Origin of the sequence: Lactiplantibacillus sp. ME-2 (assembly GCF_022549155.1) — a bacterium.
In the GTDB taxonomy this organism is placed as follows: domain Bacteria; phylum Bacillota; class Bacilli; order Lactobacillales; family Lactobacillaceae; genus Lactiplantibacillus; species Lactiplantibacillus plantarum.
This window is the reverse complement of the sequence record NZ_JAKZEQ010000010.1, coordinates 1-21979: the sequence shown is the minus strand read 5'-3', so window position 1 is coordinate 21979 and position 21979 is coordinate 1. Positions and strand designations below refer to the sequence as shown.

Annotated in this window: 20 protein-coding genes; 18 read left to right on the top strand and 2 right to left on the bottom strand. The window is 46.2% G+C overall.

Going from position 1 to position 21979, the window contains the following annotated elements:
- Positions 1–4 precede the first annotated feature (4 nt).
- From lpdA to holA, 17 genes are all read left to right on the top strand, one after another.
- Positions 5–1417 carry a dihydrolipoyl dehydrogenase gene (gene lpdA / locus MMY95_RS05300; protein ID WP_053267810.1) on the top strand — a complete coding sequence of 471 codons (1413 nt, stop codon included), beginning with the start codon at positions 5–7 and terminating at the stop codon, positions 1415–1417.
- Between the two features lie 402 nt (positions 1418–1819).
- Positions 1820–2752, top strand: coding sequence for a lactate dehydrogenase (locus MMY95_RS05295; RefSeq protein ID WP_011101670.1), 933 nt, complete (start codon positions 1820–1822; stop codon positions 2750–2752).
- Positions 2739–3032: a UPF0223 family protein gene (locus MMY95_RS05290; protein ID WP_011101669.1), complete on the top strand. Its 294-nt coding sequence runs from the start codon at positions 2739–2741 to the stop codon at positions 3030–3032. Before MMY95_RS05295 ends, MMY95_RS05290 begins: the two co-directional genes overlap by 14 nt.
- Before the next feature lie 10 nt (positions 3033–3042).
- The gene (locus MMY95_RS05285) at positions 3043–3816 is read left to right on the top strand and encodes an inositol monophosphatase family protein (RefSeq protein WP_053267811.1); all 774 of its coding nucleotides are present in this window, start codon (positions 3043–3045) and stop codon (positions 3814–3816) included.
- 189 nt (positions 3817–4005) lie between these two features.
- Positions 4006–5844, top strand: coding sequence for a translational GTPase TypA (typA, locus tag MMY95_RS05280; protein WP_003644590.1), 1839 nt, complete (start codon positions 4006–4008; stop codon positions 5842–5844).
- Positions 5845–5980: 136 nt separating this feature from the next.
- Positions 5981–6142 (top strand): hypothetical protein, encoded by a 162-nt coding sequence (locus MMY95_RS05275; RefSeq protein ID WP_222872292.1) that lies wholly within the window; start codon positions 5981–5983, stop codon positions 6140–6142.
- A 101-nt stretch (positions 6143–6243) separates the two neighbouring features.
- Positions 6244–7833, top strand: coding sequence for a TIGR03766 family XrtG-associated glycosyltransferase (locus tag MMY95_RS05270; protein ID WP_202861050.1), 1590 nt, complete (start codon positions 6244–6246; stop codon positions 7831–7833).
- A gap of 461 nt (positions 7834–8294) precedes the next feature.
- Entirely contained in the window at positions 8295–9461 is a 1167-nt protein-coding gene (locus tag MMY95_RS05265) for an FtsW/RodA/SpoVE family cell cycle protein (RefSeq protein ID WP_003645668.1), read from the top strand.
- Positions 9462–9491: 30 nt separating this feature from the next.
- Positions 9492–12923, top strand: a complete 3432-nt coding sequence (locus MMY95_RS05260) for a pyruvate carboxylase (RefSeq protein WP_241277532.1) — start codon at positions 9492–9494, stop codon at positions 12921–12923.
- Between the two features lie 160 nt (positions 12924–13083).
- On the top strand, positions 13084–13386 hold the full coding sequence (locus MMY95_RS05255) for a YlbG family protein (protein WP_003640811.1): 303 nt from the start codon (positions 13084–13086) through the stop codon (positions 13384–13386).
- Positions 13387–13401: 15 nt separating this feature from the next.
- Positions 13402–13965, top strand: coding sequence for a 16S rRNA (guanine(966)-N(2))-methyltransferase RsmD (gene rsmD, locus MMY95_RS05250; protein WP_003645666.1), 564 nt, complete (start codon positions 13402–13404; stop codon positions 13963–13965).
- Positions 13966–13968: 3 nt separating this feature from the next.
- Positions 13969–14460, top strand: a complete 492-nt coding sequence (gene coaD, locus MMY95_RS05245) for a pantetheine-phosphate adenylyltransferase (protein WP_003644584.1) — start codon at positions 13969–13971, stop codon at positions 14458–14460.
- Positions 14453–15499, top strand: a complete 1047-nt coding sequence (locus MMY95_RS05240; RefSeq protein ID WP_003640808.1) for a SepM family pheromone-processing serine protease — start codon at positions 14453–14455, stop codon at positions 15497–15499. Before coaD ends, MMY95_RS05240 begins: the two co-directional genes overlap by 8 nt.
- A 102-nt stretch (positions 15500–15601) precedes the next feature.
- Positions 15602–16327 carry a helix-hairpin-helix domain-containing protein gene (locus MMY95_RS05235; RefSeq protein WP_241277531.1) on the top strand — a complete coding sequence of 242 codons (726 nt, stop codon included), beginning with the start codon at positions 15602–15604 and terminating at the stop codon, positions 16325–16327.
- Positions 16328–16378: 51 nt separating this feature from the next.
- Positions 16379–16867 (top strand): ComE operon protein 2, encoded by a 489-nt coding sequence (locus MMY95_RS05230; protein WP_003640806.1) that lies wholly within the window; start codon positions 16379–16381, stop codon positions 16865–16867.
- A complete protein-coding gene (locus tag MMY95_RS05225) occupies positions 16868–19159 on the top strand; it encodes a DNA internalization-related competence protein ComEC/Rec2 (protein ID WP_104795796.1) in 2292 nt (763 codons plus the stop codon).
- Positions 19110–20171 carry a DNA polymerase III subunit delta gene (holA, locus tag MMY95_RS05220; protein WP_011101660.1) on the top strand — a complete coding sequence of 354 codons (1062 nt, stop codon included), beginning with the start codon at positions 19110–19112 and terminating at the stop codon, positions 20169–20171. Before MMY95_RS05225 ends, holA begins: the two co-directional genes overlap by 50 nt.
- A 176-nt stretch (positions 20172–20347) precedes the next feature.
- Here holA and rpsT read toward each other — a convergent pair whose 3' ends face one another.
- Positions 20348–20602: a 30S ribosomal protein S20 gene (gene rpsT, locus MMY95_RS05215; protein ID WP_003645660.1), complete on the bottom strand. Its 255-nt coding sequence runs from the start codon at positions 20600–20602 to the stop codon at positions 20348–20350.
- Between the two features lie 227 nt (positions 20603–20829).
- Between rpsT and rpsO the strand changes: the two genes are divergently transcribed.
- Positions 20830–21099 (top strand): 30S ribosomal protein S15, encoded by a 270-nt coding sequence (gene rpsO / locus MMY95_RS05210; RefSeq protein WP_003639022.1) that lies wholly within the window; start codon positions 20830–20832, stop codon positions 21097–21099.
- Positions 21100–21153: 54 nt separating this feature from the next.
- Here rpsO and MMY95_RS05205 read toward each other — a convergent pair.
- Positions 21154–21979: IS30 family transposase (locus MMY95_RS05205; RefSeq protein ID WP_241277530.1), on the bottom strand; the 826-nt coding region annotated here is incomplete at its 5' end.

Genomic DNA, 21979 nt, shown 5'->3' with positions numbered 1-21979 from the left:
CAGAATGGTTGTAGGAGATTTTGCTGAAGAACGCGATACAATGATCATCGGCGCGGGCCCTGGGGGTTACGTCGCTGCGATTCGGGCCGCGGAACTCGGCCAAAAAGTCACCGTGGTGGAAAAGGAATATATCGGTGGTGTCTGCCTTAACGTTGGTTGTATTCCATCAAAAGCTTTGATCAGTGCTGGTCATCGGCTACAAGAAGCCAAGGACAGTAAGATCTTTGGTATTAAAAATATTCAGGATCCGGTGTTGGATTTTAAAGTGACCCAGGACTGGAAAGACCATCAAGTTGTTGATCGGTTGACTGGTGGCGTTGAAATGCTGCTCAAGAAGCATAAGGTGGAAGTGGTCCGTGGGGAAGCCTATATGCATGATAATCATACCTTACGGGTGATGAATGGTGACCATACTGGTCAGACTTATAAATTCAAACATTTGATCATCGCAACTGGTTCACGGCCAGTTGAAATTCCGGGCTTCAAGTTCAGTGGTCGGGTCGTTGACTCGACGGGTGGCTTGAATTTGCCCGAAGTGCCTAAAGAATTAGTGGTTATCGGTGGTGGGTACATTGGTTCTGAGTTGGCTGGTGCCTATGCCAACCTCGGTGCTCACGTGACGATTCTTGAAGGGACACCGCAAATCTTACCTAACTTCGAAAAAGATATGGTCAAGCTTGTCTTGAACAGCTTTAAGAAGAAGGGGGTTGATGTCATTACTAATGCGATGGCTAAAAACTCCGAACAAGATGATAGTGGCGTTACGGTTACCTACGCTGTCGACGGGAAAGAAACTGAGATTCATGCTGACTATGTTATGGTCACGGTTGGTCGGCGGCCTAATACTGACGACATGGGCTTGGAATACACTGACGTCAAGTTAACGAAGCGCGGCTTGATCGAAGTTGATGAACAGGGGCGGACGGCCGCTGAGGATATTTTCGCAATCGGAGATATTGTCGCCGGTGCTGCGCTGGCACACAAAGCTTTTGCTGAAGCCAAAGTTGCTGCTGGTGCAATCAGTGGCAAGAAGACGGCGAACGACTACGTTTCAATTCCGGCAGTTTGCTTTACTGATCCAGAATTGGCAACAGTTGGCATGACGAAGGCTGAAGCTGAAGAAGCCGGCTTGCAGGTGAAGACGTCGAAGTTCCCATTTGCTGGTAATGGTCGTGCAATCTCGTTGAACGCCATGGACGGCTTCTTCCGTCTTGTCAGTACGAAGGACGAAGGCACCATTGTCGGCGCCCAAATTTCCGGACCAGGTGCCAGTGATTTGATTTCTGAATTAAGCGTTGCGGTCAATGGTGGGATGAATGTCGAAGACCTTGCTTTGACGATTCATCCACACCCGACCCTAGGTGAAGTAGTTCAAGAAGCGGCGGATGAAGCGATGGGTTACCCAACGCACATCTAAAGCGGATGATGGCTTAATAAAAGTTTGAGGCGTGAGTCTCAAACTTTTATTTTACATAGGATGTTGCAGCCAGTATGGATTACCGAAGTACCAGTCAAGATAGTCACGTAAAAACGTAACTTAACGCGCTGTCAGGCGCAATGAAGGTCAGTCTTGTTAATCATTACTCAGCTGATCCGTAAGTGACGCCTTTGAACCTGATGCGGATGTTGTTATTCAAATTGCTAACTTTTTAGCATGTAGTGGTCTATATTAATAACATATCAAAATGTGTTTGCTTCGGGGGGAAGTGGACCAATTGGTTACGCAAAAATGTTACAAAAGAGTAAGCTTTTTATTAACATTTACTTGAATTCATTGACAGCTCAGGTACAATTATTATCGAAGGTTGGAGGGATTGAAATGATTAATACAGTAATTATTCGGGGATTATTCGAGTTCGTACAACAATTAATATTAGTCGCAATTGCCAAAGATTTGCCAGTGAAATTAGTGGTCGCAACGGGTGCTGAAGAAGCGCCGCGCTACCAAGCACTGGTAACAGCGAGTTTAACTTGTCGTCAGTTTACACTAGTGGCGCAAGCTAAGCCGGATTATTCGCAAGCAGATAGCTTGATTATTGGAAATTTAGTGCCATTGGCAAGCGACCGTGATGCCAGTGGTGATTTAAAGGCGACTTTGCCGCTATTTCGCGCGTTTGTGAATGATGCGATGGGCGCTGGTTTTAACGGAAAAATTATTTTGGCTGGTAGCAATGATGCGGTTTTAAGTGTCTTAGCTGCGCGTTTCAGTGGCATTGATCATTCTAAAGTGGTCGGATTGGGTACTTTGCCGCAGAGTCGTTTATTGGAGCAACTACTACGTCAGCAATTAAGTGTCGGCCCGGCGGATGTCCGCGCATTCGTAGTGGGAACTGCGGCGACACACCTGATCTCATGGAGTCGTTCATATATTGGGCCGGCGCCCGTGATGACTTATTTGGCTAACCAGGATATTAGTTTTGGGATGGACGAAATGAGTGCAGCGACGGAGCAGATCGACGACCCCACGATTGTTACTAATCAGACCTTGAGTGTGTTAGCATTAGTACAAGTGCTCAATGCGTTTTACGCCCAGACACCGTTTATCGGTACCGTCACAAATATCCAAACACCAGTCGATGACGACCAGCTGGTTGGATTATCATCACCGGTACTGATTAGTGCTAACGGAATCAAACGAATGGCGGATATGGTGCTATCTGATGAAGAGCAGAAAGAATACGCTGAGATTGCGAGCCAGGTTCAAGAGGAACTTGACCGGGTCACGGCGGGGGAGTTGGATGAAGATGCCTAAACACAATGATAATTACCAATATCCACTGGATGAGACGTGGACCACGGCCGAGATCATTAAAGTTACGACCTTTTATCAAGCCATCGAGGCCGCTAATGAAGGAACAATCGCTACAGCAGACTTGTTGGCAGCCTATCGTGATTTTAAGACGGTCGTTCCGGCTAAGTCGGAAGAAAAACGACTGGCTCGTGATTATGAGGCTGCTTCAGGTTATCGGATTTATCAAACAATGCGCGCAGCTCAGGAAACTAACAAGCAGCGATTTCAATACCGAGACTAGGTGACTTAACGTGCAAACGAATGTGGTGAAACAGTTAAATCAGAAAATGCAAGTCGTGATGCAAACTGCGAGAGCGCAAGTGTTGGCGAAGATGGGCACCCACTTGACGGTTGCGGAGAAGACGAGTCGGCGTGATTTGGTCACTAACGTGGATCATAGCAATGAAGATTTTTTGGTGCGTCAGATTCGAGCCTTGGATCCAGTTGCGAAGATTTTAGCTGAGGAAGGAACCGGCGACCAAGTTACTGATATGAATGGTCACGTCTGGATCGTTGACCCAATCGACGGTACCATGAATTTTGTGCATCAGCGTAATCATTTTGCGATGATGGTGGGCTTGTATGTTGACGGTAAACCAACACTGGGATATATCTTTGATGTCATGGCGAATAAATTATATGCTGGTGGTCCTGAAGTCGGCGTCACGCTTAACGGTGAATTGCTGGCTGCACCCGCGGATGTTGATCTGAATGCGGGGCTGTTTGGTGCGAGTGCGCCGTTACTAATTCAAGACCGCTTCAATATGCAGACGATTATTGCCAAATCACTGGGACCACGGATTATGGGTAGTGCTGGTATTCAAATTAGCCAGGTCTTAGCGGGCGAACTAGTCGGCTACCTGTCATACTTGCGACCATGGGATTTTGCGGCTGGTCGCGTTCTCGCGGAAAGCCTTGGCTTGGTTGTGTCTAGAGTTGACGGCAACCCGGTTAATATGTTATCATCGGGTGCTGTACTGATAGCGACAAAGCGCGCACAACGCTCAATTTTGGCAATCGTCTAGTAAGTAGTGGGACTGTGACCCATATGTCACAGTTTTTTTATGTCAATGGATGAAAGCCGCTGAAAACGTCGTTATGAAGGCTTCAAGTTGAAGCTATGACTTGATAGTAACGGCGGATTGTATTAATATATGTAAGATTTCTGCTGTCGAAGATAGTCAGAATTTTGAAGGATGAAAGGAAGATCAATTTTGAAATTTAGAGATGATATCCGCAACATTGCCATTATTGCCCACGTTGACCACGGTAAAACGACGTTGGTTAACGAAATGCTTAAACAATCGGATACCCTTGACGAACATGTCCAGATTGACGATCGGGCGATGGACACTAATGCCATTGAAAAGGAACGCGGTATCACGATCCTTTCGAAAAACACGGCCGTACGTTACGGCGACAAACAAATTAACATTCTAGATACACCAGGACATGCTGACTTCGGTGGTGAAGTTGAACGAATCATGCGCATGGTTGACGGGGTATTACTCGTTGTTGATGCGTTTGAAGGAACGATGCCTCAAACTCGGTTTGTTTTGAAAAAAGCTTTGGAACAACACCTAACACCAATCGTTGTTATTAACAAAATCGACCGCCCCGGTGCACGTCCTGAAGAGGTCGTTGACGAAGTGTTAGACCTCTTCATCGAATTAGGTGCTGACGAATCACAATTAGACTTCCCAGTGGTCTATGTTTCAGCTTTAAATGGGACTTCTAGTTATGAATCAGATCCTGCTAAGCAGGAACATACGATGCAACCAATCTTCGATACGATCATCAAGACGATCCCATCACCAATTGACAACTCTGACGAACCTTTACAATTCCAAGTGGCCTTATTAGACTACAACGATTATGTTGGTCGGGTTGGTATCGGTCGGGTCTTCCGTGGTACGATCAAGGTTGGTGACAGTGTTTCTGTCATGAAACTCGATGGTAGTAAGAAAAATTTCCGCGTAACTAAGTTGTTTGGGTTCTTTGGTCTTCAACGTTTGGAAATCAATGAAGCCCACGCCGGTGACTTAGTTGCTGTTTCTGGGATGGAAGATATCAACGTTGGTGAAACGGTTGCTGATTCAGCTAATCCTGAAGCTTTGCCAATCTTACGGATTGACGAACCAACTTTACAAATGACTTTCGGTACGAACTCCTCACCATTTGCGGGTAAGGAAGGTAAGTTCGTAACTGCCCGTCAACTTGAAATGCGGTTGAAGGCTGAACTTGAAACCGATGTTTCACTTCGGGTTGATGATACTGACGAACCTGGTTCATGGGTCGTTTCTGGTCGTGGGGAATTGCATTTGTCAATCTTAATCGAAACGTTACGGCGTGAAGGTTATGAACTACAAGCATCTCGTCCAGAAGTTATCTATCGCGAAATTGATGGTAAGCGTTGCGAACCATTTGAATCTGTTCAAATCGATACGCCAGACGAATATACTGGTTCAATTATTGATACCTTATCAAAGCGTAAGGCTGAAATGAAGAACATGGAAAGTACTGGTAATAACCAAACCCGGTTGACTTTCTTAGCACCTTCACGAGGCTTGATCGGTTATTCAACTGAATTCCTTTCATTGACACGTGGTTACGGAATCATGAACCATACTTTCTCTGAATACCTCCCAGTTATTCCTAACTGGAACCCAGGCCGTCGTAACGGTGCTTTGGTTTCAATCAACCAGGGTAAGACCACGACATACGCCACAATGGGAATCGAAGACCGGGGAACGATTTTTGTTGATCCAGGTACCGAAGTATATGAAGGCATGATCGTGGGCCAAAATAGCCGCGAAAATGACATTTCAGTTAACATTACTAAGGGTAAGAACATGACCAACGTGCGTTCTTCTAACAAGGATTTGACGGCGACAATCAAGACACCAACGCATTTGACATTGGAAGAATCGCTTGAATTCTTGAATAGTGATGAATTCTGTGAAATTACGCCAGATCATGTTCGCTTGCGGAAACGCATTTTGAACACGAACTCCCGTGAAAAAGAAGCTAAAAAGCGTAAAATGAACAAGTAAGTTGATTGCTTGGAAGCACGTCCTTAATAGGGCGTGCTTTTTTGGTACTGGTATTTTATTAAAGCCGTATCCTGAAGAACGCCATTTCTACAAGCATTTATGGTGGCTAATATTAACGCTGCCACTTTATATGTTTTTGACAGCTTGGATTCGATTGATTGGTGTTATCAATGCGATGACGACCCAGGCAACTTGGAAAATGCGGGGGTTCACCGAAGAATGGCAACGATTGTTGGCCGTCTTACGTGATGATAGGCGTACAATTCACAATCACTATCGACGCCGGAAAGGAAAATGAGTTGAAGCGGCACGTGTTGGCTGACTATAAGATATCACGCGAAGTTGGCGGAATATCTTGATTGTTTAGTTCAGGTGCAAGAATTCAAACGAAGTAGATTAATGATGAGACGTTATTTTTATCAATTTAGTCAGAAGATGATTACGAGCGTTTGGTGGTTACTATTTGCACCAATGTTGTTATTTGCAGTAATGTCGCCGAATATTATTTTAGGGGATAACGCGACGTTTGGGACGAGTACGACCTTATTGACGACGGGGTTGATTATTGTGATTGTCGCCGTGTTGATTATGAACTATGCGTATCCGCGCGTTCATCGGGTGCTATATCGACTACTAATCACAAATCAGCTCCGGACGGCTGGTGTCTTGTTAGCACTCGTTTTTATTGGTCAGCTCGTATTCGTGACATTTGTCCATCCCGTCAGTGGTTTTGACGCTGGGATGCTCCACTATGCGGCTACCAGTGCGAAACACGTCCAGGAGGTGGGCGTGACGGCGTATTACAGTCTTAATCAAAACAACATGCCAATCATGCTTTTTATGCACTGGCTATCGGAAGTGACTGGTCAAACTTCATGGCAATTTTTTGATTACGTGACGCTGTTTTTTGTCGATCTTTCAGCAGCTTTCAATTTAATGAGCGTATTTGTGGTACGACGCTCGGCGTTAGGAATCGCTATGTATCTGCACGCCGGTTGGTTAGCGGTTTTTCCAAGTATTATTATGCCGTATACGGATGCTTGGGGACTGCCGCTGGTTTCATTTTTCATGCTGTGCTATTTTGTGATGAGTCAAACGAAGCGACCGCCGTTACTGCGTGTGGCCGCCGCCGTCGGGTTTGGCGTGAGTGTGACATTAACGTACTTCATGAAACCGTCATCCATTATTCCGGTAATCGCCATTGCCATCATCAGCTTTTTAGCACGTTTGCGGTCGCGGCAGGGTTCACAAACGACGATGATTTTTGTGACGGTCGCCATGGCAATCTTGATGCTCGAAAGTGCCGGCCTCACTTATCATTATACGAATCAGGCCATCCAGAACCAGACGTATATCAAAATCGATAAATCAAGGTCGATTCCGGCGATTCATTTTATGGCCATGGGCGTTTACGGCTCCGGCGGGTATAGTGAAAAGCAGGCGATACAGATGGCCGTTTTGCCCACCAAGGCACAAAAAACGGCTTACTCAATCAAGATGCTGAAGCGTCAGCTCAAGAAACTGGGACCGTGGGGTTACCTTGAATTCTTGGTAAAAAAGCAACGCAATAATACTGCTGACGGGACCTTTGGCTGGTTGAAGGAAGGCAATTTCTTTCGCGAAAATCAAAAACCAAGCAACCAGGGCTTTAGTAATTGGTTAAAAAACTTTATTTATTTATACGGTCGCCATATTGCAGATTTTCGGTTTGTGGCGCAACTGTGGTGGTTAGTGCTACTCGTGATTATCGCGTTGGGCTTTGGCCTGCGCTGGCAATTGATTCAATTGCTCCGGTTGGCGATGATTGGTGGGTTTATCTTCCTCCTCTTGTTCGAAGGTGGTCGGAGTCGGTACTTAATTCAGTACTTACCGTGCCTGCTATTACTGGGCGCATTCTCATTTGAACGGGCAGTTGCGAATATCCAGCGTGTTAGGGATTGGTATCAGCGTAAGTTGCGAGCCGCGATTGCGGCAGATGAGGCCGAGTGAGCGTGCAATCGTCCCAGTGCGTGACACGAAATCGATCGTTAACGAGCGGTTAGCAATCCAAAATAGCTGTGGTGGGTCCTAAATAGGGCTTACCACGGCTATTTTATCGTTCACGTTGTCGATTGTTGGCTCTTGCGGGGGCGCTTATCGCGTTATGGGTGGCAATGCGCGATAAATTCATTCCGACGTCAAGTGCCGGAACGGCGCGGGTTGTTCAAATCGTCTAGGTACGTTTATTAAGGGAAATACACTGATTTGGAGGCGTTACCAGTCGGTTACTAATGAGGCTAAACGCACTAGTTTGTAAATCAGTAATCCAAACTTGATTAAAAAACAACAAATTAATATGTGAAAATGCTGTGTTAAAATCGACTTATGCTATAATTGTTGCAAGCAAACAGTTCGCGTTATTGTGGGGGATAATCCGAATTGAGATATTAATTAGGGTGGGATTTAAGCTCATGTGGAAAAAGTTACACTATATGGACTATGTGCTGTTTATCCCGTATTTGATTCTCAGCGGGATCGGCGTTGTCATGGTCTATTCATCGAGTTCATACGTAGCCGCACAAAACGGTTCGACACCCACCGGTTATTTAGTTAAACAACTGATCTGGGTCGTCTTAGGCTTAGTGATCACCTTGGTTTGTATGAATTTGAAGATCGACTATTTTAAGCAAACCAAGTTACTTGGTATGTTAGGGTTTGCGATGTTATTTGTTCTGGTTCTCCTCCGATTGGTTGGTCAATCAATTAATGGGGCGGCTGGCTGGATCATTTTGGGACCAGTCTCGATCCAACCAGCTGAATTTTGCAAGTTTTACCTGATCATTTACTTGGCATCAATTATTTCTCAACGGGAGGCACATTTTGGAGTGGCTCGAATCCGTGAATTGGGTGCTCAGTTTGTGATGTTGTTCGCGATGATTTTACTGATTTTTGTGCAACCCGACCTTGGTGGGGCCACGATTAATTTAGCCATCGCGGCGGTTATTTTGTTTGCGAGTGGCATTTCATACTTTGTAGGTGTTGGTGTCTTTGCTGGGGCGGTCGCTGCCTTTGAATGGATTTTAGTGCCTTTAGTGAGTCGCATGCCCCAAAGTGCTTTTGCAAATTCTTATCAGTTACGGCGGTTTCTCGGTTTCCTGAATCCGTTTAAAACGGCTTCAGGAGCGGGGACGCAGTTAGTCAACTCTTACTATGCCATCTCAAACGGTGGTTTGACAGGCGTTGGGATTGGGAATAGTTTGCAAAAACGTGGTTATTTACCCGAACCGAACACTGATTTTATTATGTCAATCACTGCCGAAGAACTCGGACTAATTGGCATTTTAATCGTAATGGGCTTACTACTTGTCATCGTGATGCGCACGATCTATATCGGGGTTCGTGCGACTAATACGTTCAACGCGTTGGTCTGTTACGGTGTCGCAGCCTACATGACCATTCAAGCATTTATTAATGTGGGTGGGATCGTTGGTCTGATTCCGATTACTGGGGTGACCTTCCCATTCATGAGTTATGGTGGTTCTAGCATGATGGTATTGACGCTTTCACTAGGATTGGTATTAAACATTAGTGCACTTGAAAAAATGGCGCGCCTTAATACAGTTCGACAGGCAGGCTAAGACGATTTTATTTGGAAATGAGGGATTTTGGTGAAGAAAGTATTAATTGCTAACCGTGGTGAAATTGCGACCCGGGTCATTCGTGCTTGCCACGAATTAGGCCTTCAGACTGTTGCGATTTACGCCAAAGAAGATGAGTTTTCAGTTCACCGTTTTAAAGCTGATGAAGCGTACTTAGTAGGTGAGGGTAAGGCGCCGATTGCGGCTTACCTGGATATTGAAGATATTATTCGCATTGCTAAAGAAAATCATGTGGATGCGATTCACCCAGGTTACGGCTTTTTATCTGAAAATGCTACTTTTGCTCGGCGGATTGCTGAAGAAGGCATGACCTTCGTTGGTCCTAAGCCAGAGCACCTCGAGATGTTTGGTGATAAGATTACGGCCAAACGTGTGGCTCGCGATGCCGGCGTGCAGACGATTCCGAGTACCTTGCACCCGGTTACTAGCCTGAACGAGGCGTTACAATTTACTCAGCAATACGGTTATCCAATTATGATCAAAGCTGCCATGGGTGGTGGCGGTCGGGGAATGCGCATCGTTCACGAAGCTTCTGAATTACAAGAAGCTTTTGACCGTGCCCGTTCAGAGGCCATGCAATCCTTTGGCGATGACGAGATTTACTTGGAAAAATTCATCGCGAATCCCAAACACATTGAAGTCCAGATTTTAGCGGATGCTCACGGCAATGTCATGCATTTATTTGAACGTGACTGTTCTGTTCAGCGCCGTAATCAAAAGGTGATTGAATTTGCACCGGCCGTGGCCCTGCCAATCGAGTTGCGTCAAAAGATCTGTAACGCCGCAGTCGACTTGATGAAGAGTGTACACTATTTAAACGCCGCAACGGTTGAATTCTTGGTTGAAGGGGACCAATTCTACTTCATGGAAGTTAATCCGCGGGTTCAAGTTGAACATACGGTGACAGAAATGATTACCGAAATCGATATTGTCCATGCTCAGCTCAAAATTGCGATGGGTGGTGACCTATTCGAGGATTTACGGTTACCACATCAAGACGCATTGACATATAAGGGTGCGGCAATTCAGTGTCGAATTACGACGGAAGATCCCGCAAATGATTTTATGCCAGATACTGGTCGCATCGAGACGTACCGGTCACCAGGTGGTAATGGGGTTCGTTTGGATGCTGGTAATACCTATTCCGGCGCAATCGTAACGCCTTATTTTGATTCACTGCTTGTAAAGGCTTGTGTTGCGGCGCGGAACTTCAGAGCGGCCGTTCATAAAATGCGACGCGTCCTAGTTGAATTCGATATTCGCGGCGTGAAGACGAACATTCCGTTTATGCTGAATGTGATTGACAACCCAACGTTCCAAGCAGGTGAAGCGGGGACCCGGTTTATTGATCAGACCCCAACGCTCTTCAAATTCCCTGACGATACGCAACGTGAAGATAAGATGTTGAAGTATATTGGAAATGTGACGGTCAATGGTTTCGCTGACGTTGCCCAACATTCGAAGAAGTACTATCTGGACGTTGAGTTTAAGGATGATTTTCAACCGATCGCACCCGACATCGTCACGGCAAAAGACGTGTTGGATCAACAAGGTGTCCAGGGATTACAACAGTGGTTGTTAGCCCAGAAGCAAGTGTTATTAACAGATACGACCATGCGGGATGCGCATCAGAGTTTATTTGCAACGCGGATGCGGACGAAGGATATGTTAGCCGTTGCCGCGGCTTCACAAAAAGCGTTGCCACAGTTATTCTCCTATGAGATGTGGGGTGGTGCGACGTTCGATGTGGCCTATCGTTTTCTAAATGAAAATCCCTGGAATCGGCTGAAAGAACTTCGGCAGGCAATGCCCCGGACACTCTTCCAAATGTTGTTCCGTGGTTCCAATGCGGTGGGTTACCAGAACTATCCAGATAATGTGATTCGCGAATTTATCTTAGAAGCAGCTAAGAGTGGCATTGATGTTTTCCGCATTTTTGACAGTTTGAATTGGATTCCTCAAATGGAAAAGAGTATTCAGGCCGTCAAGGAAACCGGGAAGATTGCGGAAGCCACGATTTGTTATACGGGCGACATTATGGACCCTGATCGGCAAAAATACAATCTTGATTATTACCGTCAGCTGGCCTTGGATCTACAATCAACTGGTGCCGATATTATTGCCATCAAGGATATGGCGGGTGTGTTAAAGCCAGAGGCCGCCTATGAATTAGTATCGACGTTGAAAGACGCGCTGTCCGTGCCAGTTCATCTGCATACGCATGATACGACTGGTAATGGAATCTTTACCTATGCCCGAGCAGTGGAAGCTGGTGTTGACGTGGTCGATGTTGCTGCGAGTGCGCTATCAGGCACGACCAGCCAACCATCAATGAGTTCGTTGTATTACGCATTAGCCCACAATGATCGTCAACCTGATGTTGATATTAACAACGTTGAAGCCATCGATCGGTATTGGCAAGGCGTACGGCCATACTACCAAGACTTCTCGAACGGTATGACCGGACCACAGACAGATATTTATCAGACGCAGATGCCGGGTGGACAATATTCTAACTTGCAGCAACAAGCTAAGGCTGTTGGTCTCGGGGATCGTTGGGAAGAAGTTAAGACGATGTATGCGACGGTCAATGATATGTTTGGTGATATTATCAAAGTTACGCCCAGCTCTAAAGTTGTTGGTGACATGGCCCTGTTCATGATGGAAAATCACTTGACACCGGGCGATGTTTATAATCAGGGTACCAAGCTCGATTTCCCAGCATCGGTCATCAACTTCTTTGCTGGCAATCTTGGTCAACCAGTCGGAGGCTTTCCAAAGAAGCTCCAGCAGATCGTCTTGAAAGGCCAGCCAGCGTTGACTGTGCGGCCCGGTAGTTTAGCCAAACCAGCTGACTTTGCTGCGGTCAAAGCAGAGCTATCGGCTAAGCTTGGCCATGAAGCGAGCCATCAGGAAGTGCTCAGCTACATCCTGTATCCGAAAGTATTCATGGATTACGACGCTAGCCATAAGCGCTACGGGCACGTATCACTGTTAGACACACCGACCTTTTTCCAAGGCATGCGGCTCGGTGAGACGGTCAATATTGAGTTAGCCAAAGGTAAGACGATGATCGTCAAGCTTAATCAGATTAGTGATCCCGATGTCGATGGTGTCCGGACACTTTACTTTAGTATCAATGGTCAAAATCAAGAGATTATGGTCAAGGACAATGCCATTCACCAATCGGCAACCAGCACGCGCAAGGCGGAACCAACTAATGAAGATGAAGTTGGCGCAACGATGAGTGGTTCAGTTCTGAAACTGTTAGTTAAGAAGGGCCAAACGGTTAAGAAGGGTGAGCCATTACTTGTGACGGAAGCAATGAAGATGGAGACAACCATTCAGGCACCGGAAGATGGGGTCATCGAACATATTTATGTTAATGCGGGTGACGTCATTCAGACGGATGACTTGCTGCTCGAGATTGCACCACAATAAGGATATTTCAAGCAAAAACACTAGTGGCTTAGGTTACTAGTGTTTTTTAGCTTCAGCGCTTCGCCAATAAAAACCACTGCGTAGTTAAGAACTTAGTTGACGAAATGCTGAATCTAGCCTAACATTTAAACAGCAACGCTAGTAGAAGAGGTGAGGTTCGATGGATTTTACAGTTAAACCGCGCCGGTCGCTCATCGTTTATATGCATTCGATGAAGCAGGTGCGTCAATTGAAACGTTTTGGATTAATTCAATACCAATCGCGTAAAGAGCATTATGTGGTCTTGTACATGGATGAAAGTCAAATTCCGGCCGCGACCACGAAAATCAAAAAATTAAATTTTGTCCGCAGGGTTGAACCGTCATACCGCCCGGACGTTGCAATGAACTTTGGCGAACGTGTGGATCAAGGCTTTTTTAAGCCAACCACGACTGGTGCGCCTGATGACGATGATGAGGATTAAGTTGGTGAAGATGAAATGCGAATTGTAGCAGGAGACTTTGGTGGTCGGCGGCTCAAAGCCGTGCCAGGCATGCAAACTCGGCCGACGACGGACAAGGTTAAAGAAGCTGTTTTTAATATTATTGGCCCCTATTTCGATGGTGGGCAGTCCCTAGACTTATTTGCTGGGAGCGGTGGCTTGAGTATCGAAGCTGTATCACGCGGAGTGGCTCGGGCCGTCTTGATTGATCGGCAGTATCAAGCCATCAAGACGATCAAGGATAACATTGCCGTTACAAAAGCCCCCGAACGATTTGAAGTTATCAAAGGCGATGCTGAGCGTATTTTGGACCGATTAGCATCCCAAGATGAACACTTTGATTGGGTGTTTTTAGACCCACCCTATGCCAAGCAACAGATTGTGAAGGATATTCAGCATTGTGATGCACTAGGATTGCTGAATCCGGGTTGCCGGATCATTTGTGAGACGGATACGAATGCGAACTTGCCAACGGTCTTACCCGGATTTGAGTTGATCAGACAACAAGATTACGGTATTACGGTCATTACCATTTACCAAAAAGTAACGGAGGTCGGGTAAGTTATGGTGACAGCAGTTTTTCCGGGGAGTTTCGACCCAATCACACGGGGCCACTTGGATATGATTCAACGTGCCAGTCGATTAGTTGACCGGTTGATTGTGGCCGTCATGGTCAATACGAGTAAGCAACCGTTATTTACGATGACGGAAAAAGTCGCGATGATCAGTGATGAGCTGACGGATTTACCCAACGTTGAAGTTCAGGCCGCAACTGGTTTGACCGTTGACTTTATGGCGAGTGTCCATGCGACAGTTTTGGTACGAGGTTTGCGGAATGAACAGGACTTCGGATATGAACGTGATATCGCTTGGATGAACAAGTCATTAGACGAGACAATCGAAACGATTTGCTTGATTGCACGGCCCCCGTACGCTTACTTTTCTTCCAGCTTAATTAAGGAAGTTGCCAAGATGGGAGCGGACGTTTCCAAGTACGTCCCGACCGCGGTGGCGCAAAAACTCCATCAGCGGTTAGGAACTGATCAGCATGACTAAGGGCCGGGAGTTGTTAAAACGTTACTGGGGCTTGCTGGTCGTGATACTGGTGGTACTTGCACTATTTCTAATTCCTTTACCGTACTATATTGAAGGACCCGGAAGTGCAAACAATTTGAAGACTTTTGTGACCGTCAAGCGGCATCCGGATCATCACCGGGGTAAGTTTATGTTGACCTCGGTCGCAGAAGCTCGGGCGACGCCGCTGATGTGGCTTTACGCACAATTGAATCCGCACTATGACGTGGTCAGTGCTCAGGATATGACTGGCGGTCAGGATGACGCGACTTATAATCGGGTTCAGAAGTTTTATATGCGAAGTGCAATCAACGAAGCTATCGCGACGGCGTATTCGGCTGCGCATCAGCAATACCGCAAGGTTTATCAGGGTATCTACGTTTTAACGGTTCAGTCTAATTCGAAATTTAGAAACCAGTTAAAAGTTGGCGATACGATTACGAAAGTCGATGGCCACCATTTTAATACAGCCAGTGCGTATCAGCATTATATTGGTAAGCAGGGCGTCGGACATCGAGTGACGATCACGTATCGGCGAAAGGGCCACTTGAAGCAAGCAAGTGCGCCCCTAATCAAGTTGAGCACGCACCGCGCCGGGATTGGTATCGGCCTAACTGATAATATTAAAGTGACGACGACTATTCCGGTTAAGGTTGATCCCGGACAAATCGGGGGTCCCTCGGCCGGATTGATGTTTAGCTTGCAAATCTATCAGCAATTGACTAATCAGAATTTGCGACACGGACGGAAGATTGCGGGGACCGGCACCATCGATCAAAATGGACAAGTTGGTGAAATTGGTGGTATCGACAAGAAAGTGATTGCTGCTAAGCGGGCAGGGGCGACAATTTTCTTTGCACCGTATGTGAAACCAACCAAAGCGCTTTTGGCGGTTGAAGAAAAGGGTCAAACTAACTATCAACTTGCTAAAGCGACCGCGAAAAAGTACGCGCCTAATATGAAAGTTGTTCCAGTGACCTCATTTAAACAGGCCGTTCATTATTTGCAGACACACCAATAGTAAAATTGAAATGCAAGTTAGCAAAGTTTGGGGTAAAACCCAAACTTTTTTCATGGGCAGCCGCTCCTTTTGCGTAACTATTCGCTGAAGGGGTGAAAACAAATGATAGATTGTATTAAGCTGCTCAAAATGCACTGGCGGATTGTTGGTGGTGTTACTGCCGTGATCATTATTTTGATAACGGGATGGGCACTGAGTCAACTTAAGCAGCCTGAACCCGCCGGTACGGATAATTTGTTGGCACATTCGTTCAATTCCACATCAATGGGAGGCGCGAGTCGAACGTCTGCCAATGCTGACCAGCCCGCAACGAGTACCCAACCGTCGAACGCTACACCGAGCCCAGCCCGACCAACAGGTGCTAGTTCACCCGGGTATGTCGATATTAAGGGTGCGGTTAATAAACCAGGGTTGTATCAGGTTACTGCTAGTATGCGGGTCGCGGATGTCATCCAACTGGCACAAGGCATGCAGCCACAGGCAGATGCTCGGCAGATCAACTTGGCTGCCAAAGTAACCGATCAGCAAGTGATCTACGTGCCAGCTAAGGGCGAACAGGCCCCGGCTGTTGCGCCACCAGTCGTCCAGTCAACGGGGCCTACTGGCGGAACACCAACTAGTGATCATGCGGCAACGGATAAGGTCAATCTCAACACGGCTGATGTGGCCGCGTTGCAAACGTTGAGCGGAATCAGGCAGAAGAAAGCTGAAAAAATCATTGATTATCGCCAGCAACATGGTAATTTTAAAACAATTGATGATTTGAAAAACGTCAGTGGCTTTGGAGAAAAGACTGTGGCCAAATACAAAGACCAGCTCACCGTCTAGTTTCAAAGCGCACATTTTGGTATACTACTGTCATTGAAAGTGAGGCATAAAATGATGAAAGATCAACGAATTCCATGGGATCAGTATTTTATGATGCAGGCGGTCTTATTGGCGAGTCGAAGCACGTGTGAGCGGCTTTCGGTTGGTGCCACGATTGTTCGCGACAAACGCATTATTGCGGGTGGTTACAATGGTTCAGTATCCGGCGATGTTCATTGTATCGATGAGGGGTGTTACCTTGTTGATGGGCACTGTGTTCGCACTATTCACGCGGAAATGAATGCGATTTTGCAGTGTGCGAAATTCGGTGCAGCTACGGATGGTGCTGAAATCTATGTCACTGACTTTCCATGTTTACAATGCACGAAAATGTTATTACAAGCTGGAATTCAAAAAATTCATTATTTACGTAATTATCATAACGATGCGTATGCCATGTCCTTAATTGAACGAAAACACGTGGCTTTACAACAAGTTCAGTTCGACCAATCAGATTTGGATAAGCTGAATCTTGATCAAATCTTGTTAGATCGTGACTAATTGCGTGCACTATTTTTTGCTGCCATTGCGTGCGGCTTACTTAGTAGTTGGTTAGTTGACCAACAATGGCTGGCAGCCGGATTATTATTAATTTGGTTATTGCGAGTCATCCGATTACGAGATCGACAGTGTTTGATGGTGACGATTGGCTGTGTTTTATCTTTGGCAATCTGGCTGAACTGGCAAAACCACCGTTTCGCCTCCATTGTTCAGCGGCCCAGTCAGGTGGTCACAAGCCATTTGGCTGTCCAACCCGATGCGATTACGGTGCGCGGTGGTCAGTATCAGCTGATTGCCACTAGTCCAATGGGCAAAGTACTTGTTAGAGGACAGCTGAAAAGTGCCACTGAAAAACAGTATCTGACCCAGTTTACTCACCGGACGATCTGGCACGTTCAGGGGGAAGTCGCCGCCATCGCACCTCCTACCAACCCGGGGCAGTTTAATGCGCCTAGGTATTATCGCAGTCAAGGCATCGCCCGCCAAGTAACGGTCACAGCGGTTCAACGAATAGAAATTGCGTCGCGGCGTGGTTGGCTGGGGCTACTTGATCGATTACACCAATGGCGTCAGCAATTCTTTCTAGCCTGTCAAAGATTGCCACCAACGCTTAGTCGTTATGCGACGAGTCTACTGGTTGGGATACGCCCCACAAATTTTCAGACGACAATGGGGGCCGTTCAACAGCTGGGACTATTGCATTTGTTCAGTTTGTCGGGTATGCATGTTATTTTATTAGTTAAATTCTTGCAATGGGTCTTGTTACGACTGCATCTAAGTCAGCAAGCAATCGATATTTGGTTATTAGGGCTCTTGCCAGCATACCTTGTCTTGGGCGGCGGTGCCGATAGCTTGCGGCGGGCAGTTGTAACCGCGGCTTTACCAATTATTTGGCAGTTGCTAACACATCAGTCAAGTGGGGCGTTGGGTGGTTGGAGCCTTGCCCTGATAATGGGGATTGCCCATAATCCTTTGGTATTGAGCCAATTAGGTGGTCAGCTCAGTTATGGACTAGCCTTGCTGCTGATCTTAATGCCTGGTTTGCCGCCGTGGCGATTAGCAATTTGGATTCAGGTTATCAGTTTACCGGTTTTGCTTGTAGCTACGGCGCAGTGGCATCTGTGGTCCTTAGCAGTCAATTTGGTGGTTGCGCCTATTTTTAGTTGGGTATTATTACCGGTGACGGTCGTGGGGGCGAGCATTGGCTTTGGTTCTACCAATGTCACCAGCGTGTGTGAATGGGTGTTGGTTAATTTTCAGAATTGGCTTGAGTGGGTCAGCCATTGGCCAGGCCTACTCATTATCGGTCAACCGAGTACACTGTGGGCATGGACGCTCAGTCTATTGAGTTTGTGGTTGTTACGGACACCGCGGCGTCGGTATTACTGGCGACTGTTACTGGCATATGCTTGTTTTAGTCTTAGTCTACGTTTTCCACTTCACGGTGCCGTTCAATTTATCGATGTCGGTCAGGGCGATTCGATCTTGATTCGCCAACCATTTAACCGCCAAGTGAGTTTGATCGATACTGGGGGGCAACTACACTTTTCCCGGCCACGTTGGCAGGCAGAGCAGGTACAACCGCGATCGCGTGCGGAAACGATTACGGTCAATTATTTGCACCGGCTAGGGATCACTCACTTGGATACAGTTTATTTATCACACAAGGATGTTGACCATATTGGTGATTTGGGTGAACTATTACGCTTGATGCCGGTCAATCAAGTGGTGGTACCTGCCGGAATGGCGCGCCTAGCCAAGTTTCAAAAGCTGCTAGTGCCCGCCAGAAAGCGGCCTAAAGTGGTTGAAGCATTGGCCGGCCATACGTTTGCAGATGGATTGGTTGCGGTGCATCCGTTTAAACCGGGACGGGCTGAAAATGAAGATTCGTTGGTGCTAACGGGGGTTTTTGGTCAGCAACGTTTCATGTTTACGGGTGATCTTGACCGAGCGGGGGAGCGTGCAATCGTTGCCCGATATCCACAATTACGCGTGGACGTTTTAAAGCTAGGGCATCATGGCAGTAAAACAGCCTCGGATCCGTTAGCTTTGCGCCAATTAGGTGTGCACCACGGTATTTTATCGGTGGGTCGGCACAATCGCTATGGGCATCCGAATCAAGAAACACTAATAACTCTAGCTGAACAGCATATTGTCACTTATTCAACGGCTTTGCAGGGGATGATAACCTATCGTTTCGTTAATCATCGCCAGGGACGTTGGCAAACATTTTTAAAGGAAGGTGATCGCCATCAACGCACAACAGGCGTTAAAATCGATTCGCAACGGTGACTTGGCATCGATCTATGTTATCTTGGGAACGGTCGACTATTTGGCCGATCAGCTCAAACAGGCTTTTACGCAGCAAATTCCCAGTGAAGAACAAACGATGAACGTCGGCAGTTATGATATGGAAACGACGCCAGTAGCTGTGGCTTTAGATGATGCAATGTCGGCACCGTTTTTTGGTGAACGGCGATTAGTCTTTATTAATCACCCGTACTTTTTGACGGGTGAAAATAAGAAGACCAAGGTTGACCATGATCTGGCCTCACTACAGCACTATTTTGAACAACCGGAACCAAGTACGATTCTGGTGTTTATGGCACCCTATGAGAAATTAGATGCGCGTAAAAAGCTCGTTAAAACGTTAAAAAAACAGGCGACGACGGTTGAAGTCAACCAAGTCTCGGAGGCTGAAACGCAACGCTATGTGCAAGCGGCGTTAGATGAGAAACAGATTCGCATTGATGCGGACGCACTACAGGAACTGGTTAATCGAACTGACGGGCAGTTGGGACTGATTATGGGACAATTACCGAAGTTGATGATTTACGCAGCCCAATCCCAACGAATTGATTTAGCGGCAGTTCAGGCTTTGGTGACTAAATCACTGACGCAAAATGTTTTTGATTTAGTCAACGATGTACTTCGTTATCAGACGCAGTCAGCGGTCGAACTTTACCATGAACTGGTGGCAGCTCAGGAAGCCCCACTAAAGATCAATGCAATCTTATTAGGACAATTCCGATTGTTGCTACAGGTCAAAATTATGGCGCGTGCAGGCTATAGTCAGGGCAGCCTAGCTAGCACGCTTAAAGTGCACCCATATCGGGTCAAACTAGCCATGCAAACGGTCCGCCATTTTGATCAAGCTGCGTTACGGGCGGCGTACTTAGGACTGCTCCAAACAGAAGTACAAATGAAAACGACACAACGCGACCCGGAGTTGCTCTTTGAGTTATTTATGGTTCAATTTGTTAATGAGCGACAGTCAGCGGTCGGAACGCGGCTGTCCCGTTAGGCATTGGCTTGTTGGACAAGCGAGAACGACTATTCACGAAGGCAAAAGTAATAGTGCTTAGATATGGAGCCCAAAAAAAGATGGTCGACCGGAATTCTCAGAATTCGGTCGACCATCTTTTGAGTCATTAAAGGCGATAAAAAAACGCCGTCGCAATGCTCGGGCGTAAAATTAGCTTATTTAGCGTAACGTGCAGCCATCCGTGACTTGTCACGGGCAGCTTTGTTGCGCTTGATAAGACCTTTAGAAGCAGCCTTGTCAACGGCGCTAGTTGCTGCTAAGTATAAATCGTCGACGTTGTCGGCACCAGCAGTTTTAGCAGCTTCAAATTTTTTAACAGCAGTCCGCATCGCACTCATTTGGGCGGTGTTACGGACGTTTGCTTTATTGTTTGTTTTCACGCGTTCAATAGCGGATTTGATAATTGGCATCAGATTCACCTCCATCATTTTTTCAACAAATGCTATTATACATAAGCCCCGGCTTGAATGCAACCGTTATGTGTAAAGTAATTTATCTTGATATGTATTGAAACTTGCTTTTTACTCCTTAGTTTGCTAGACTATATCAAGTGTTCAGCAACCCTTTACTTAGTTTTTCGTGCACCACCAACGATTTACTCAGTTTAGGGCAATTATTGGAAAGGTGGTTGAAACACATGGCAATTTCACGCGAAAAGAAGACGGAGCTTATTAACAAGTATGCTCGTCACGAAGGCGATACTGGTTCTGTTGAAGTCCAAGTTGCAGTTTTAACGGAAGACATCAACGAATTAAACGAACATTTACGAGTTCACAAGAAGGATTTTCATTCACAACGTGGGTTGATGAAGAAAATTGGTCACCGTCGTAACTTGTTAGCTTACCTTCGTAAAGAAGACGTTAACCGTTACCGTGACTTAATCCAAAGTCTTGGTCTTCGTCGTTAATATTGAGATTACGAGAACTGCCTGCGGGTGGTTCTTTTTTTGTGTGGCGAATTGTCAAACTAAGTGCAACGGTTTGTCAAAAAATACTTCATATGGGGTTTCATAGTTTAACACTTTGCGAGGACGTTGATTTAACTGCTTTTGGCAGTGTTCAACGTCCTGTTCTGTATAATTATCAATATCTGTTCGCTTGGGAAAATATTCCCGGATTAATCCATTTGTATTCTCATTTGTTCCACGCTGTTCAGGCGAATATGGATCGGGCCAATAGACAGTAACACCTAACCTTTCGCTGATTTCATCAAGATGAAGAAATTCGGTCCCATGATCTGGTGTAATAGAATGAACAAATTCTTTAGGAATGGCCCCTAACAGTTCAACTAAGCCTTTATTTATCTCCTGCGAGTCCTTTTGCACAACCTTTTTGATAAGCGTAAGCCGACTAAGCCGATCGACAACCGTTAAAAGGATGGAGTGACCCGTTCGACCAATCACAGTATCAATTTCCCAGTCACCTATACGTTGACGCTGGTTGATAAAACCAGGGCGCTCATGGATCGAGATATAGTCGGTCTGTACTTCTCGATGTCGTCTAGTATTCTTTGAATGCCGAGTCCGATGTTTATGTCTGAGATGGCGCTGAATACCGGTATCACCACGTGAGGAGTACTTCTCACCTAAATTGTGTTGATAGATATGACGGTAAATTGTGTTGTAGCTAACACACCATTGATGTTCCTTATTAAAGCGAGCGGTAATCTGCTCTGGTGACCAGTGCAGATCTAAGATGCAATGAACAATTTGACGGCGTAATTGTGGATGGCTGTCTAATAGCCGCTTCTTGTGACAATTCTGCCACTTTTGATGATAGTCATTATCT